General features: G+C 62.2%; 15 protein-coding genes. 6 read left to right on the top strand and 9 right to left on the bottom strand.

The features are described 5' to 3' along the window. Window positions 1-6: 6 nt before the first annotated feature. The 5 genes from JTF07_RS06880 to JTF07_RS06860 all read right to left on the bottom strand — a co-directional run bounded on the left by JTF07_RS06880 (window position 7) and on the right by JTF07_RS06860 (window position 5,116). Window positions 7-570 carry a methylated-DNA--[protein]-cysteine S-methyltransferase gene (locus JTF07_RS06880; RefSeq protein ID WP_204233473.1) on the bottom strand — a complete coding sequence of 188 codons (564 nt, stop codon included), beginning with the start codon at window positions 568-570 and terminating at the stop codon, window positions 7-9. A gap of 187 nt (window positions 571-757) precedes the next feature. Beyond that, window positions 758-1,666: a glycine betaine ABC transporter substrate-binding protein gene (locus JTF07_RS06875; RefSeq protein WP_204233472.1), complete on the bottom strand. Its 909-nt coding sequence runs from the start codon at window positions 1,664-1,666 to the stop codon at window positions 758-760. A gap of 56 nt (window positions 1,667-1,722) precedes the next feature. Continuing rightward, on the bottom strand, window positions 1,723-2,622 hold the full coding sequence (locus tag JTF07_RS06870) for an ABC transporter permease (protein WP_204233471.1): 900 nt from the start codon (window positions 2,620-2,622) through the stop codon (window positions 1,723-1,725). Next, a complete protein-coding gene (locus tag JTF07_RS06865) occupies window positions 2,622-3,935 on the bottom strand; it encodes a quaternary amine ABC transporter ATP-binding protein (RefSeq protein WP_204233470.1) in 1,314 nt (437 codons plus the stop codon). Before JTF07_RS06865 ends, JTF07_RS06870 begins: the two co-directional genes overlap by 1 nt. Window positions 3,936-4,315: 380 nt before the next feature. Beyond that, window positions 4,316-5,116, bottom strand: a complete 801-nt coding sequence (locus JTF07_RS06860) for an alpha/beta fold hydrolase (RefSeq protein WP_204233469.1) — start codon at window positions 5,114-5,116, stop codon at window positions 4,316-4,318. Window positions 5,117-5,166: 50 nt separating this feature from the next. Here JTF07_RS06860 and aroD point away from each other — a divergent pair, with 50 nt between their 5' ends. Further along, entirely contained in the window at window positions 5,167-6,036 is an 870-nt protein-coding gene (aroD, locus tag JTF07_RS06855; RefSeq protein WP_252199371.1) for a type I 3-dehydroquinate dehydratase, read from the top strand. A 96-nt stretch (window positions 6,037-6,132) separates the two neighbouring features. Here the strand turns inward: aroD and JTF07_RS06850 are convergent, their stop codons facing one another. Next, window positions 6,133-6,432, bottom strand: coding sequence for a DUF4235 domain-containing protein (locus tag JTF07_RS06850; RefSeq protein WP_204233468.1), 300 nt, complete (start codon window positions 6,430-6,432; stop codon window positions 6,133-6,135). 197 nt (window positions 6,433-6,629) lie between these two features. Between JTF07_RS06850 and JTF07_RS06845 the strand changes: the two genes are divergently transcribed. Continuing rightward, window positions 6,630-6,932 (top strand): hypothetical protein, encoded by a 303-nt coding sequence (locus JTF07_RS06845; protein WP_204233467.1) that lies wholly within the window; start codon window positions 6,630-6,632, stop codon window positions 6,930-6,932. On the opposite strand, the gene JTF07_RS06840 is transcribed toward JTF07_RS06845, so the two are convergent. Both JTF07_RS06840 and JTF07_RS06835 read right to left on the bottom strand, forming a co-directional pair. Then, window positions 6,919-7,803, bottom strand: coding sequence for an aminotransferase class IV (locus JTF07_RS06840; RefSeq protein WP_204233466.1), 885 nt, complete (start codon window positions 7,801-7,803; stop codon window positions 6,919-6,921). The two genes, JTF07_RS06845 and JTF07_RS06840, sit on opposite strands and share 14 nt — an antisense overlap. A gap of 75 nt (window positions 7,804-7,878) precedes the next feature. Then, the gene (locus JTF07_RS06835; RefSeq protein WP_204233632.1) at window positions 7,879-8,985 is read right to left on the bottom strand and encodes a VIT1/CCC1 transporter family protein; all 1,107 of its coding nucleotides are present in this window, start codon (window positions 8,983-8,985) and stop codon (window positions 7,879-7,881) included. Between the two features lie 408 nt (window positions 8,986-9,393). On the opposite strand from JTF07_RS06835, the gene JTF07_RS06830 reads away from it, so the two are divergent. The 4 genes from JTF07_RS06830 (at window position 9,394) to JTF07_RS06815 (ending at window position 15,059) form a co-directional block, all read left to right on the top strand. Then, window positions 9,394-11,412: a M28 family peptidase gene (locus tag JTF07_RS06830; RefSeq protein ID WP_204233465.1), complete on the top strand. Its 2,019-nt coding sequence runs from the start codon at window positions 9,394-9,396 to the stop codon at window positions 11,410-11,412. Window positions 11,413-11,518: 106 nt separating this feature from the next. Next, window positions 11,519-11,977, top strand: a complete 459-nt coding sequence (locus JTF07_RS06825; RefSeq protein WP_204233464.1) for a DUF3817 domain-containing protein — start codon at window positions 11,519-11,521, stop codon at window positions 11,975-11,977. Window positions 11,978-12,097: 120 nt separating this feature from the next. Beyond that, window positions 12,098-13,852: a flotillin family protein gene (locus tag JTF07_RS06820; RefSeq protein ID WP_204233463.1), complete on the top strand. Its 1,755-nt coding sequence runs from the start codon at window positions 12,098-12,100 to the stop codon at window positions 13,850-13,852. Between the two features lie 298 nt (window positions 13,853-14,150). Continuing rightward, complete coding sequence (locus JTF07_RS06815) at window positions 14,151-15,059, top strand: cation diffusion facilitator family transporter (RefSeq protein WP_204233462.1); 909 nt, start codon at window positions 14,151-14,153, stop codon at window positions 15,057-15,059. A 51-nt stretch (window positions 15,060-15,110) separates the two neighbouring features. Here JTF07_RS06815 and JTF07_RS06810 read toward each other — a convergent pair whose 3' ends face one another. Continuing rightward, window positions 15,111-16,229: a tartrate dehydrogenase gene (locus JTF07_RS06810; RefSeq protein ID WP_204233461.1), complete on the bottom strand. Its 1,119-nt coding sequence runs from the start codon at window positions 16,227-16,229 to the stop codon at window positions 15,111-15,113. Window positions 16,230-16,290 lie beyond the last annotated feature (61 nt).

The raw sequence follows: 16,290 nt of genomic DNA, 5'->3' as shown, positions 1-16,290 counted from the left end.
AGCTGTTCAGAACAGTGTTGGTGGAAGCGCATCCTCGAATTCGAGCAGCCAGCGTTTGGTGGCCAGCCCCTCGCCGCGACGACCGCCGGAGTAGCCGCCCAGCCCATCGCTGGCCACGACTCGATGGCAGGCGATGACCAGCGGGAGTGGATTCATGCCCATGATGCTGCCGATTGCCCGTGCGGGGATTCCCGTCCCGCTGCGCCGGGCAAGCTCGCCGTAGGTGACGGTGGTGCCGGGCCCAACAGTCTCGTCGAGAGTGGTGAGCACCGTCCGCGCGGTCGCCGAGATCTGCCCCAGGTCCAGGGGCAGATCGAAGGTGGTCAAGGTTCCGTCGAAGTAGTCGCGAAGCTGTCGCAGTGCTTCGGCGAGGAGAGGGTCAGTGTGGTCAGCGTCGGGGCCAGCAGTGCCCAGATCGGTGTCGTCGACCTGGCCGGATTCTGTGTCCGGCTCTCGCCAAGTGACTCGGGTGATGGACCGCCCGTTGCTGGTGACGGTGATGGGGCCGACGGGAGTGCCCGTCGTAGCTTGAGAAGAATCATCCTCGGCATGGAACTCGTACGAACTCATCGTCACGCATCTCCTCCCTGTCGGTGCAAATCTAGCGCGTTATTATGGCCGGGCCATAGGGTGCTGTTGAGGGGCACGGCGCTGAGTTCGTTCACCATTCTGCGAAAGACCCTCCGGCTCTTGTGAATGAGCCGAAGGGTCTTTCGAATGGGTTCAAGGCATCATGATCTGATTCCCTGAACTTGGATCACTTCTCTTCGTCGGCGATCTCACCCTCGTAGGCGTCTGGGTTGCTCTTCAGCCATTCGGCAATGGCTGCTTCGCCATCGTCCTTGTGCTTATTGACGACGAGATCCTCGAGGTCACCATACTGCTTGTCATCGAGCTTGATCTTGCCGATGTAGTCAGCGGCCTCAGGGAAATCTTCGGCGAATGACTTGGTGCCGGTGAAGTGCAGCTTCTCCGCCTCGCCCATCGCGCCCTTCGGATCCTTGAGGTCCTTGACCGGGTAGGCGTTATTCGCCCAGAACGGGCGCCACAGGGTGACGACGATGTCCTCTTTGGCGTCGGTGGCATTGCCGAGCTCGGTGAGCATGGCTGCGGTCGACGAGGTGACGAGTTCGTACTCCTTGTCCAAGCCGTAATCGGGGATCATCTTCTTCGTGGCCGCGGTCAGACCGGCGCCGGGCTCGATGCCGATGATCTTTCCGTCGAAGTCCTTGCCCTTGCCCTTGAGGTCCTCGATCGAGTTGATGTCCTTCATGTACTTCGGCACCGCGATGGTGAGCACAGCGTTGTCGTAGTATGCGCCGACATCAGAAAGATCGTCGCCGTATTTGTCGATGTACTGCTTGTGCGTGACCTCGGGCCACGACGAAGGGTACATGTCGACGTCGCCGTTGGCGATGCCGGCGTAGAGGACTGCGGCGTCGCTGAAGGTTTCGGTCTCGACGTTGTAGCCGAGCTTTCCGAGCTGGTCCTCGAGCAGCAGCGAGACGCTCTGACCATCGGTCCAACCGGTGACATAGCCGAGCTTGATATCGCCCTTGTCTCCGCTTCCGCCGTCGTCCTGAGCGGCTTCCTGCGAGCAGCCGGTCAAGGCCAGGCCGAGAGCCGCGACTCCGGCGACGAATGTGGTGAGGAATCTATTCTTCATTGCATGTTCCTTTTCTCTTGTATTCGACAATTCTTGTCTGTGACGGCTGGGGATGGTCAGGCCTGTGCAGCAGTGGCCTTCTTCTTTGCGCTCCGGTTGCGGAACGTAGCGATCAGTGAGTTGGGAAAGTCCTTCGCCGTGCCCAAGGCGGCTGTCACTCTGTCGAGGTAGACCGCAATGATGACCACACCGAGTCCGGATTCGACGCCGAGCGGCAGGTTCTGGCTGGCGACCGCTTCGACGACGTTCTTGCCCAAGCCGTCGGCTCCGACGAAGCCGGCGATGACGGCCATGGCAAGAGCAAGCATGATGACCTGGTTGATGCCGGCCATGATCGTCGGCGTGGCCAGCGGCAGTTGGACGCCCCTGAGGATCTGCCCCGGTGTCGCACCGAAGGACTGACCGGCTTCGACCGTCTCCGAGTCGACTCCGCGAATCCCGAGTTCGGTGAATCTCACACCTGGAGGCAGGGCGAAGATGACCGTCGACACGAGGCCGGGCACCACACCGATGCTGAAGAAGGTGACAGCGGGAATGAGGTAGACGAATGCGGGCATTGTCTGCATGAAGTCGAGCACGGGGCGGATCACGGCAGAGGCCGTATCGTTCCTGGCCGCCAGGATGCCGACCGGGATTGCGATGATGACTGCGATGACCGCGGCAATGATGACCAGTGCCAGTGTCTGCATCGAGGGCACCCACTGATCCATCGTCACGATGAAGAACAACGTGATCAGCGTCCCCAGCGCCATCTGCCAGGAACGCAGAACCCAGCCGATGAGCGCGAGCAGAATCATGATGACGAGAGGATGCAGATCGACCAGCACATTGGTGAGTGAATCGATGAGGAAGGTGAAGAGGAACGTGATGAAGTCAAAGAACCAGGCGACGTTGTCTTTGAGCCAATCGAAGGCGGTGTCGACCCAGATTCCCACTGGGATTCTGATGTTCTCCATTAGAGATCACCCCTCCCACTTGCCGCTCCGGTTTCTGACGCATCATCCGTCTCGGCGAGGATTTGATCGATGAGTCCGGTGTCCACTGGTGCAGTCCACTCCAGATTGGCGTCATCGTGGGTGGTCTGCTCTCCGTCGCCGTTCTGGTTGCCCAAGGCGGCGAGCAGGGTCGCTCGGGGGACGACCCCGACGAGATGCCCGTCGTCATTCGTCACTGGTACAGGAAGAGGGGTCTCCGAGGATGGGAGGAACAGCTCGATGAGCAGATCCTCGGGTGATGCCGATGTCGTCATTGGTTGGATGATCTCGTCCAGAGTGTTTCCGCCATTGCGGAGATGGTCGATGCAGTCGCGATCGCTGACGACACCGAGGAATTTGCGGTGGCGGTCGGTGACGTAGATCGCCGAAGCATTGCTCTCACGCATGTTGCGCAGAGCGACACGAGGCCCGTTCTGGTTGGTCACGACCTGTCGTGCCTTTTCCATCACGTTGCTCGCTGTCAGGACACGGGCACGATCGACGTCGTGGACGAACTGTGCGACGTAGTCATTGGCGGGATCGGTGAGGATCTCTTCTGGTGTGCCGACTTGGACGATGCGCCCGTTGCGCATGACTGCGATCCGGTCACCGAGGAACATCGCCTCGTTGAGATCGTGGGTGATGAAGATGATGGTCTTCTTGAGCTCGCCCTGCAGCTCCACGAGCTGCTCCTGCATCTCGCGTCGGATGAGCGGATCCAGTGCAGAAAATGCCTCGTCCATGAGCAGGATGTCGGTCTCGGCAGCGAGTGCTCGTGCCAGACCCACACGCTGCTGCATGCCGCCGGAGAGCTGCTCGGGGTACTTGTCTCCCCAGCCTTCGAGACCGACGGCTTTCAGCCAGCGGTCCGCGACTTCGTCGCGTTTGGCCTTCTCCGTCCCCCGGATCTCAAGTGCATAGGAAGCGTTGTCGCGAACCGTCCGGTGCGGGAGCAGCGCAAAGTGTTGGAAGACCATTGAGATGTGTTCGCTGCGTACCTTGCGCAAAGCCGCCGCATCGATCTTGGCGATGTCTGTGCCCAGAACTTCGACTGACCCGGTGGTCGGAGCCCACAGTCCGTTGAGTGTGCGGATCAGAGTGGACTTGCCGGAACCGGAAAGGCCCATGACGACGAAGATCTCACCCGCTTCGACCTCGAAGCTGGCATCGATGACCGCTGCTGTGCCGAGTTTTGTGAGGTCGTCGCGATCTGCACCTTCTTCAAGACGCTTGACGACTTCCTTCTGGCGCTTGCCGAAGACCTTGTACACGTTTGACGCTTTGACTACGCTCACGTGATTCCTCCTTACATTCTTGAACTTCCGCAAGAACGAGAGGCTTCACCCCCGTTTTGCGATGCGGTGGTGGTCGATCCGAACTGGGTCGATCGCTCACTCGCCTCACCGCACACGGATATCTCACTCCCTATTGTAGTTTTGTTCAGGATTTTCGGTAGTAGTTTTGTCGATAGAACACGGAGTGGCGAACTTGACGGATGCTCTGACCTGGGGTGATGTAAACTCATGCGTTACTTGATTGTTACAAACCGCTCTTGAGGCATATAGGTATGGCCTTATCCGATTTGTTACACAATGCGGAATTTTGATGGTGAACGAGGTTGTCAGCTCTCCGGGGAGATGGGGCCGTGAGTCAGGGGCTCTTCAGGAAGAGCTGTTCAAGAGCCGGCGCTGAAGAATCCGATGATCTCCGGAGTGACCACCTCGGCGAACTCTTCGAAGAAGCCGTGCCGACCTCCAGGGCAGATGCGGATACGGGAGTTCGGTATGCGCTCATGCAGCAGGTGGGCGTTGGCGACGGGGTTCATGAGGTCGTCGTCGCCGTGGACGATGAGCGTCGGTGCAGTGATCTCCGGCAGGCGCTCCCACGCATTGTGACGGGCACTGATGCGCAGATGTGCCGCGGACTCCTGGGCAGTCATCGTGTCATCGCCGAGGAGTTTGCTGTACCTCGGGGCCACGGTCCAGTTCGGGGTGTAGAACAGTGAGAACAGGTACTGGGTGTGTTCACGACCGCGCAGTCGCGCCAGGTTCTGGCCCACCTCCCGGGGCCGTCTCACCGAATTCGGCCCTCCGGGTGTCGTGCACCCCAGAACCAGCGCGCCGACGCGTTCAGGGTAGTCCACAGCCAGCATCTGGGCGACTCGCCCACCCATGGACGTCCCGTAGACGGCAGCGCGGGTGATGCCCACATGGTCGAGAACCACGGCGGCATCGGCGGCGAAGCTTGCCGTCGAGAGTTCACTCAGCGCACCGCGGCTGCCGCCGGTGCCGCGATAGTCGAAGGTGACGGTGCGAAACTGCGGTTCGAAGTCCGAGCGCAGTTCGTCCCACCATTCATGAGAGTTCGACTGCCCCTGGAGAAGGAGCAGGGCAGGCGCCTCCGGTGGGCCGCTGACCTGGATCGCGAGCGGAAATCCGTCTCGAGCGGTGATGGTGAGCTGGTCCCTGGTCTCCACGTGGTGTTCCTCTTCGCTGGTGCGCCGGCCCAAGCACCTAGGCTTGGGCCATGAAGCAATTGCCGTTCCTCAATGATGCCGTAGGTCACCGGGCTGCTGTCGATTCGTCCACAGCTGCTGACTCGCGGCGCCCGGCCATCATCGTTCCCGTCCAGGCAACCGTGCCCGAGGAGATCCTAGGACAGTGCAGTGCCATCGCGAACACGGGAGTCGTCGACGTCGTCGAATGGCGCATCGATGCCGTGATCGACTGTGTCGCGGACGAGAGCAGGCACATGGCCGTCCCGATTGATCCCCGGAAACTCGCCGAGGCGGTCCTGGGCTTGGCGGTACACGCGAGCACGGCTGGGCTGCCGGTGCTCATCACACTGCGCACGGGGTTCGAGGGCGGCAATGCCGAGGTCAGCGAAGATGTCTACACAGAGATCCTCAGAGCAATCGTGACCGGATTGCCTGACAAGGCCGGGATCTCCGAGGCAATGGGTGGGACTGCGGGTGTCACGTGGGCACTCGATGTCGAAATCGCTCGCCGTGGTGCGGCAGAACTCATCGACTTGGCACATGACCAGGGCATGTCGGTGGTGGCCTCGCACCACAACTTCGCCGGAACGGACTCGGCAGAGGCGTTGGCAGACACATTCACCAGGATGGCTGCGGCCGGGGCAGATGTGGCGAAGATAGCGATGATGCCGGTGACCCGTGCGGATGTTGCGGGGCTCCTGCGAGCCACTGCGCTCGCCGAGGAGACTCTTGAGATTCCGGTGCTCGGAATCTCTATGGGTCGGTTGGGCAGAACCAGTCGGGTCATGGGCGCGGATTTCGGAAGCTGCGCGACGTTCGCGCAGCTGGGTGAGGCGTCGGCACCCGGCCAGATCGCCGTTGCGGATCTGGCCGGGATCATCGACCGGCTCTACGACTGAAAGGCCAGCGATTCCGACCTGGCAACAGGGCGAATAGTCAGCAATGCTGATTATTCAAATAGTCAGCGATGCTGATTATTCAATGGAGCCGACTGGTCAGTCGACGCCTTCTTCGATCTGCTTGCGGAACTTCTTGGGCAGAGCATCGTCGCCGAAGCTGTTGCGCACGGTGCTGGCGGCGATGCGCTGCACGACGAGCTGTGCCACTGCGACGCCGACGCCGGAGACGATGGTCCAGGCCAGAGCCTCGGACATCGAGATCTCGTCATCGACGGGGTTGTTCGGTGCTGGTCGTTTGGTCGCCTTCTCCCAAGTGAAGGTCAACGCCTTTCGAGCCGCGAATGCTGCCACGATGGGCGCTCCGACGCCGATGACCTGCCATGCGAGCTTTCCCATGCTCGTGTCCTTTCGTTAGACGTTGTGCCTGCGGCGATGCTCCGCCGCCCAGATGTCGCTGGGGTGCGAATCCGTACGTGACCACACTAGCGCAGGAGACCCATTCATACGCATGAGGCAGAACTTCATACTTTCGAGGGATGTGGCGCGCGCTTGCGAGCGATAGATTGAAGCTTCAGTGCACGAGAGGAGCTGGAATGCTCAGCAGATGGAAAGTCGCGGTCATCACCGGGCTGTTCGCCTTCGGCGCGCTGAGTTTCGTTCTGGGTCTCTTCCCGCTGCTCGCCGACATCTTCTGGATCCTGTGGTTCGCCGGTTGCGGGGCGTGCATCCTCGCGCTGGTCCTGACGGTGGTCGTGCCATCTCCTCGTACCGCATCGAATCGTTCCGAGACCGGCCGTCGTGACACGAGCCGACTGGAAACAGGCCGTTTCGCAGCGAACCGGCACGCACCGAGGCGGTCGGCAGCGGACTCGGCCGACGGCGTCAGCCAGCCATGATCAGTCTCTGAAGCTCCGCAGTCAGGTCCTCGTCTCGCGGGATCGGGTTCCCGTCCACCTGATTGAGTGACACGGCCGTGCGCATCGACGACACATACCAAGCGCCATCGGCCTCGACGACGTCGCTCAGGCCGAAGTCCGCATACTCGGCACTGAGCCCGAGCTCTCCCGCATGGTCGAAGATCAGGCGCTGGGTCGTGCCCGAGAGCAGCCCTGCTTCCGGATTCGGCGTGAGGAGGCGGTCGCCTCGGCGAATGATGAGGTTGGACGTCGGTCCCTCGAGGACGACCCCATCGTGGGAGACGAACAGTGCCTCGTCTGCGCCCTGCTCCGCCGCATATCTTCCAGCGGCCTGGTTGACCGCATAGGACAAGGTCTTCGCCCCGATAAGCAGCCAAGGTGCCTTGCTTCCCAGATAGGCGTCGTAACCGCGATCGAGGCTGATGGCGGAGATGCCCTGCGCGCGTGCTCGCGTGATCTTCTCGTCGACGGGAACGTTGAAGGCCCACCCTCGTGGGCTCTGACTCCCGTCTGAGTTCTGGGTTCCGCGTGAAAGCGCGTAGCGGACCCCGAACTCGGTGAGGCTCGGATCGGCCGCGCGCACCTCGGCGATCACGGTGTCGAGGCCGCAGTCCCACAGCTCCGGGTCCGGATCGGGCAGGCCCAGCGCCGAGGCGGATGCGCAGAATCGTGTGAAATGGCGTTCACGAGACACCACGGTCACGCCGTTGTCGATGCGCACGAGAACGGTCTCGAAGATGCCGTCGCCACGATGGGCCGACAGGTCCGTGACGGGGAGCTGTGGGGCACCGAGATCGGCGACCTCGACGGTAGACGCGGCAGGGTCGATCAGGACAAGAATATCGGTCATGCAGACAGTCTAGGTTCTCGGAAAACCTGCGCCGAGAGGCTGCTGCGCTCAGCCTGTGCGGAGCGGAATCCGTGGTCAGCCCGCGCTGACGCCGAACAGAAGGCCGAGGGCGTATGTCACGGCTGCTGCGCCGAATCCCACCGCAAGCTGCCTCAGGGCGCGTGGTCCCGGAGCCGTTCCGGAGAGTAAGCCGACGGTGCCGCCGGTGAAGAGGAGCGCGATGCCGACGAGGCCGGCAGAGAGGAACACGGCGGGCAGGCCGGACATGCCGAAGATGTAGGGCAGGATCGGGATGAGGGCACCCGAGGAGAAGAAGGCGAAACTCGACAGCGATGCGCCCAAGCCGGTGCCCAGCTCGTCGCGGTCGACTCCGGAGTCGAGGCTGGGCAGCTGAGGAGCCGCGTTCTTGTTCTTGGCTGCGGCGATCGTCCGATGTGCTCGAGCATCGGCTTCGGGGGAGTCCATGCCCCTGGCGCGGAAGACGAGGGCGAGCTCGTTGGCGTCGATGTTGAGATCGGCCAGCGCGTGGCGCGATTCAGGGTCCGGGGTCGACGCATCGAGCAGCTCGCGCTGGGATCGGACGGAGATGTACTCCCCAGCCGCCATGGACAGAGCACCGGCGAGCAGGCCGGAGACGCCGGTGAGCAGAATGACGTGGTTGCCCACCCCGGCGGCGCCGACACCGAGGACGAGCGCGAGGTTGGACACGAGCCCGTCATTGGCGCCGAAGACTGCGGCCCGGAAATTGCCCGACAGGCGGGCCCGGGAGCGGGCGGCGAGAGCGCGTACAACCTCGGCATGGATCCGCTCGTCGGCGGCCATCTCTGCCGATGCCGCCTCGTCGTCGTCATAGGGTGAACTCGTCTCCGACTGCTGTGCCAGAGCGAGGACGAAGACCGACCCGAACATCCGACCCAGAAACGCGAGGCTCAGGGTGACCAGATCGGGGGCCCGCTTCTTCTGTGCATGCTCGCCGAGGAGGTCGATCCAATGTTCCTGATGCCGGGATTCGGCGGTGGCAAGAGCGAGGAGTATCTCCCGATCTTCGCCGGTGCGACGCTCGGCCAGATTGCGGTAGACACGCTCTTCGAGCCGCTCATTCGCAAGGTATCGCTGCCAACGTCTGATCGTCCGGCGGTCGGGCTCATGGACAGCCTCGGGGGTTGTTGGTTCGTTGTTCATCACTGGTCAGATTCTACTTGGTGTAGGCATTTGAATTCAATACTTGCGCAATCGACTAAGTATCGGTTGTTATCAATTTGTTACCTCAAAGGTCGAAGGATGGACTAGATTAAAGCTCAATGTGAGTTGTGTCACCGTTTCGTTATAGATGTATGTATTTCGTTACCAATGGCGAAGACATTGCGAAACGTGAGAATCAAGCTTCCCCTTGAGCTCGACCGGTTGCCACCGCTGCTGTCGCGAACTTCTGACAGCGGCGGTGCTCCCGATTCGCGCTCAGCTATTCGTGTGCTGCGATTACCCCGTGACGTTCGGTCGATGACCGGGCGCGGTCAGAGATGCCCGCTCGCGAACGTGTGCGAAAAGTAATCATGGTTCGTTCGGCACCTGAGGAGCGAAAGGAACTCCATGAAGTTGCGTACCAAAACATGGTTGGCGGTCACCGCCGCCACCGGTCTGGCTCTCGGCGGATTCAGCCCGGCACTGGCGGCTGGGAACGCGGGGCCGACCGAGCACACCGATATGGGCGTCACCGGCGACGCCGTGATGGATCATCTGCAGAAGATCTCCGATATCTCGACCTCCCACGCCGATGAGGGGTTCCGCGCGTTGGGGACTCCAGGTTATGAGGAGTCGGTCGAATACGTGGAGCAGACGCTCGAGGCGACCGGCGCCTTCGACGTCGAACGACAGGCCTTCGAAGTCGACGATCAGACGTTCGGCGAGGTCGCTGTCAGTGTTGACGGCGAGGAGGTCGAGGTCAACCCGGCCAGCTACACCGAAGGCACCGAAGAACCGCTGACCGATCTGCCGGTGGCGCTGCCGGTCGACGATGACTACAGCGACCTGGACGGCGGTCAGCTGGGCTGCGAGGCCAGTGACTTCGACGACAGTGCCGAGGGCGCACTCGTCCTCGTCGCCCGCGGCACCTGTTCCTTCGGAGAGAAGACCCAGGCGGCCACGGATGCCGGAGCCGCAGCGGTCATCCTCTACAACAACGACACCTCTGTCCCCGACGAGGCACTCAACGCCACCCTCGGCGAACGTATCGAGAATGGCGCGCCCACAGTCGGCGTCAGCTACAACGTCGGCAACGATCTGCTGACCAAGATCGAAGGTGCCTCCGAGGAGGAGCCGCTGCTGGCGGACTTCACCCTCGAAACCGAATACACCACCTCGACGACCTGGAACGTCGTCGCCGAGACCAAGGCCGGTGACCACGACAACGTCCAGATGTTCGGCGCCCACCTCGACGGTGTCCGCGAAGGTCCGGGAGCCAATGACAACGGGTCCGGCTCGGCTGCACTGCTGGCCAGCGCCGAGGCTCTGGCCAAGCAGCCGACCGAAGCCGACAACGCCATCCGCTTCGGCTGGTGGGCTGCGGAAGAGGTCGGCCTCGTCGGTTCGACCCACTACGTCGAAAGCCTCGGCGACGCCGAACTCTCGAAGGTCAAGTCGTACATGAACTTCGACATGATCGGGTCCGACAACTACATCGTCGGCACCCTGGATTCGGACGGCTCCGATGTGCCGATCCCGGACGGTGTGAACGTACCCGAAGGATCGGCGGAACTCGAGAAGATCTTCACCGACTACTTCGCCGACAATGATCAGCCCAACGTCGGAACCGACTTCTCAGGCCGTTCGGACTACCAGGCCTTCATCGACAACGGCATTCCAGCCAGCGGCCTGTTCTCCGGCGCGGATGGAACGAAGACGGAGCAGGAAGCCGAATGGTTCGGCGGAACCGTTGGCGACAAGCACGACACGAACTACCATCAGCCCACGGACACGATCGAGAACGTGAACCAAGAGTCTCTCGACATCTTCGCGCCGGCCATCGGCTATTCGGTGCACACGCTCGCATACGATCTCAGCGATGCGCCGGACCCGACCGATCCGCCGACCACCCCGCCGACGGATCCTCCGACGGAGACTCCTACCGAGGGGCCGACGGATGATCCGACGCAGGCCCCGGGTGAGCGGAGTCTGAGCATCGATCCGAAGATGATCGACCAGGGTGACTTCGTCGGTGAGAAGGGCGTCCAGGTGGCAGCCTCCGGCTGTACCCCAGACACCACCGCCACGATGACCGTGGAGCCGCAGAACGGTGAGATCGAGACATTCGAGCAGACCGCGACGGCAGATGACGATTCCGTGGCCAAGTTCGGCGTGCGCGGTCTCGATGAGTCCAAGGCCGCAACCTACGTCGGCAAGTACGACGTCACGGTCGACTGCGACGGCGGTGACCCGCTGTCCGGTTCCTTCGAGGTCCTCGCCGAGGACAGCGACGGTCCGGGTGCCGGTGACGGCGGCGGAGACCTGCCGCGCACAGGCAATGATGCCTTGCCCCTGGTGATCTCGGCCGGCGCACTGATGGTGCTCGGCGTGATCATGACAATGGGAGCTCGCCGCCGCAAGGCCTGAGCATCCCCCGAATGCCACGCGGGCCGGTGACTGAGAAAGTTCACCGGCCCGCGTGCCCATTCACAGCCTTCAGCACCCGCCCATCTTGGTCAGGCAGAATTGGCTCGTGACTCCCAAACTCTTCTTCAAGACCTTCGCCATTGCAGAGACCATCACCTGGACACTGCTCATCATCGGCATGATCCTCAAGTACACCCATGTCACCGAGATCGGGGTGCGCATCGGCGGCGGCATACACGGGTTCGTCTTCATCTGCTTCGTCGTCGCCGTCATCGGCGTCGGCACCTCGCAGATGTGGAGCAAGAAGCGCATCGCCACTGGCCTGGCCTCGGCCATCATTCCCTACGCTACGATTCCCTTCGAAAGATCCGTGGAGAAGACAGGGACACTCGAGGGTGACTGGGGGCTGGGCGCGAACGGTCGTACCCCGCGGAACTGGTTCGAGAAGCTCACCTCCTGGGCGATCCGCTCACCATTCCTGGCCATCGGTGCGGGAATCATCTTCGTCATAATCATCTTCAGCGGACTGCTGTTCCTCGGTCCTCCCGGCGAATGGGGCAAGTGAACCACGCAGAGCCTCGGCGGGCCTGTCCAGGACATGCAGACTCGCATAGGATGAACACAACGGGCGCTGTGGTCTCACTGCGCCTGGTCCCTTCCAATCCAGAATCTCGGAAAGGCTCAAGTGGATTTCATCCTGGGCGCCGTCGTCATCGGTGTCATAGTCATCATCGCCCTGATCGCGTTCTTCGTGATCATGCGCTCGATCAAGATTGCCTCCCCGTCTGAGGCCCTCATCATCACCGGCCGCAATGCCAGCAGTTCGGGTGGCACAGGTCGCATCATCATCGGTGGGCGCTCAGTCGTCTATCCGATCGTGCAGAAGGCATTCATCCTGTCGCTGTCCTCACGCCAGATCGCCGTCGCGATCGACGGCATCTCGATGAACGGCATCGCACTGCGCCTGCACGGAGTTGCGCAGGTCAAGGTGGGCGGCACCGAGGAGGACGTGCGCAAGGCAGCACAGCGCTTCCTCGATCAGCAGGATCAGATCGAGCCCTACAGCACAGAGATCCTCTCCGGTACGCTGCGTGCCGTCGTCGGTACGCTGACCGTTGAGCAGATCATTCAGGATCGCGCTTCCTTCGCCTCACAGGTACAGGAGGAATCCGCGCACTCGATGAACAACCAGGGTCTGGTCATCGACACCTTCCAGATCTCTGCAGTCGAGGACGAGGGCAGCTACCTGAAGGACTGGGGTCGCCCGCAAGCGGCCGAGGTCGCGAAGAATGCCGCCATCGCCGAGGCGAACGCCAGTCGTGCCTCGGCCGTTGAGCAGGCGCTGCAGAATGAGTCAACCCAGAAGCAGCAGGCTCTGACAGATCAGGCAATCGCCGAACAGCAGCAGCAGCTCGCACTGCGGCGTGCGGCGCTGAAGGAAGAAGCCGATCAGCGTCAGGCTGGTGCCGACAACGCCGGTCCGCTGGCGAATGCGGCGGAGAAGCAGAAGCTGCTCGAGCGCGACCGAATCGTCGCGAAGGAAGCCGCAGAGCTGCGTGCCGAACAGCTCGATGCCGAGGTCAGGCGTCCGGCCGATGCGGAGCGGTACCGCCAGCAGGCAGAGGCCGATGCGCGAGCCTACGATGTCGAAGCCCAGGGCCGAGCCGAGGCAGCCGCCGAGCTGCATCGTCGTTCGAAGGACGCTGAGGCCATTCGCCTCGAGGGTGAGGCTCAGGCCGATGCCATCAGGGCGCGCGGTGAGGCAGAAGCTGGAGCCCTCCAGGCACAGGCCGAGGCCTACAAGAAGTTCAACGATGCCGCCGTGCTGTCGAAGGTCCTTGAAGTTCTGCCGACCATCGCCGGCGAGCTCGTCGCGCCCTATGCGAACATCAAGGACCTCTCGATCGTGTCCACCGATGGTGAGTCCAAGCTCGCGAACTCGGTATCGAACAACCTCGCTCAGGTACTCGAGGTCGTGCGCGGCACCACCGGCATCGACCTCAGCGATCTGGTCGGCAAAGCCCAGAACCAGGGCGGATCGAAGTCCACGACCACCTGGGGCCGCGATGACTCGACCGCATCCGACGACGCCGGGGACTTCGCAGGGTCGGGTTCTGCAGGCGGTGGAGCCGACGACAACGATCAGGTCGTCGAAGGTGAGATCTCCGAGGGCCACGGCGGCCAGCCGGGTCGCGGGGATCGCTCAGGTCGCGGAGGGCCGAAGCCCACTGGATTGGGAGATCCCAGCGCATGGTCGAGGGGGAACTTCGACCCGAAGGACTACCTCGACGAGAACGGTGAGCTCGACCTCACCCACATCGGCGATGACGTGAAGAAGGCCACTGGAATCGACGTGCAGTCCTACATCGCCGAGGCGCTGCGCCGACGCGACGGCCGTGACGGCGATTCGGACGGGACGGGCGGTCCCGACAAGAAATAGTCTGTGCCGTGATCGGCAGGCACACTGCCCGGCGGTGACCTTCGGGCAGTGTGCGGAATTGATGCGTACGTGCTTGGCAGCAGATGCCGGGCACGTACGCTTTCTGCGTCTGCGTCTGCGTCTGCGTCTGCGTCTGCGTCTGCGTCTGCGACCGTGGTCGCCGCCTGGGCCCGCCTTGGCGGCAGTCGGAAGTTGGAGCGGGACGGGCGGCGGGCACATGTGCGCCTGAGCTCGCGTGATGACGCGCTCATTCATAAAGACATACGCATATGTTAATGTGATTGTGGAGGAGGTTTCCATGGCTCATGATCACTCGCACAGCTCAGGATCGCGTCGACGCTTGGCGATCGTCTTCGGAATCGTCCTGCTGATCTTCGTCTTCCAGGTGATCGGCTCGATCATGACGGGCAGTCTGGCGCTGCTGATCGACACCGGACATAATTCCGTCGACCTCATCGGCATCGGGATCGCGCTCTTCGCCGCCACCCTGGTCCGCAAGCCGCCGAAGGGTCAGAAGACCTGGGGGTTTCGCCGAGCCGAGGTGCTTGCCGCCGGAGCGCAGGCGACTCTGCTGCTGGGACTCGGCGTCTACAGCCTCATCGAGGGCATCCGCCGCTTCTTCGTCCCTCCGGAGGTGCCGGGCCCGGGGCTGTTGTTCTTCGGTGTCGTCGGACTTCTCGGCAACATCGTGTCGATCATCATCCTCAGTTCCTCCAAAGAGCAGTCGCTGAACCTCAAGGCCGCATTTCTCGAGGTCATCGCCGATGCGTTGGGATCCGTCGCCGTCATCCTTGCCGCCATCTCCATCTGGCTCTTCGACTGGACCCGCGCCGATGCCGTGGCAGCTCTGTTCATCGCCGCGCTGATCGTCCCACGAGCCTTCTCCATCCTGAAGGAGACCGGATCAATCCTGCTTGAAGCCGCCCCCAGGGAACTCGACCTCGACAAGGTCAAGATGCACATTGAAGGAGTCGAGCACGTCCAAGAGGTCCACGACCTTCACGTGACGCGCATCGATTCGAACCTCCCTGTGCTCACCGCCCACGTGGTCCTCGCCGACGAATGCTTCTACGACGGTCATGCCCCGCGAATACTCACCGCGCTCCAGGAGTGCTTGGCTGAGCACTTCAAGGTCGCGATCGAACACTCGACGTTCCAGTTCGACAGGGCGAAGGACGCGGCCCAGGAGACGCACACCCACACCTGAGGTTGTGCCCAGGCGGTGGCTCAACTCGTTCTGTGACTTTGCCTGCAGGGTTCACTTCACAGTGGACGGAACCGGAGTCTGCGCGTGGATAGCTTCGAGCTGAGCGACGATTGCCTCTGTCATCTCGAGTGTGTTGGAATCTCCGCCGAGGTCGCGTGGGAGGATGCCCGCGCCGGTCACGTTCTCGATGGCCTGCCGAATCTGCAGGGCTTCTGCGGTCAGCCCGAACTGGTCGAGCATCAGGGAGGCAGACGAGATCGCTCCGATCGGATTGGAGACTCCCTGCCCCGCGATGTCGGGTGCCGAGCCATGGACGGGTTCGAACATCGAAGGAAATCGCTTCTCAGGATTGAGGTTGGCGCTTGCGGCGAGCCCAAGGCTTCCAGCCAAGGCTGAGCCCAAATCGGAGAGTATATCGGCGTGGAGGTTGGAGGCGACGACGACGGAGAGGTCCTCTGGGTGCAGGACGAACTTCGCGCTCATAGCATCAACCAAAACGCTTTCGGTCTCCACGTCACGGTATTCCTTGGCGATTCGGGTGAATACCTCGTCCCAGAGCACCATTCCATACTGCTGCGCATTCGACTTGGTGACGCTCGAGACCTTCTTGACTGCTCTTGTCCGCGCCAAGTCGAAGGCGAACCGGATGATTCGTTCGCAACCCTTCTCAGTGTGCAGGCTGGTCTGCAGCGCAACCTCATTGCCGGGGCCGCGACCGCTGAGGTTGCGGCCTCCCATGCCGGCGTACTCGCCTTCACTGTTCTCTCGGACGACGACCCAGTCCAGGTCGGTGTCATCGGCTTTGCGCAACGGGGACTCGACGCCGGGCAGGAAGGTCACTGGTCGAATATTGGCCCATTGGTCGAAGGGCTGTGTGATCGCGAGGCGAAGGCCCCACAAGCTGGTGTGGTCGGGGACCTCGCTCGATCCGACGGCGCCGAAGTAGATGGCGTCGTGTCCCTGCAGCTCCTCAAGGCCGCCTTCAGGGACGTAGTGTCCGTGCTCGAGATAGTACTCGGAGCTCCAGGGATACTCGGTGATCTCGAAGGCGATTGTTCCCTCCGAGAGCTTGGCGACGGTGTCGAGGACTCTCAGCCCGGCGGCGACTACCTCACCGCCGATGCCGTCACCGGGGATGGAGGCTATGGAGAAGGTCTGCGTCTCGGTCATTGTTCGTCCTTGATCTGAGGGTCAGTGGGTCGTCTCCATTGAGCAGGGAAAACGTGTATAA

It is taken from the genome of Brevibacterium sp. RIT 803, from assembly GCF_016892625.1.
GTDB lineage: Bacteria > Actinomycetota > Actinomycetes > Actinomycetales > Brevibacteriaceae > Brevibacterium.
The sequence above is the reverse complement of the archived record's forward strand: the minus strand, read 5'-3'. Positions and strand labels throughout refer to the sequence as shown.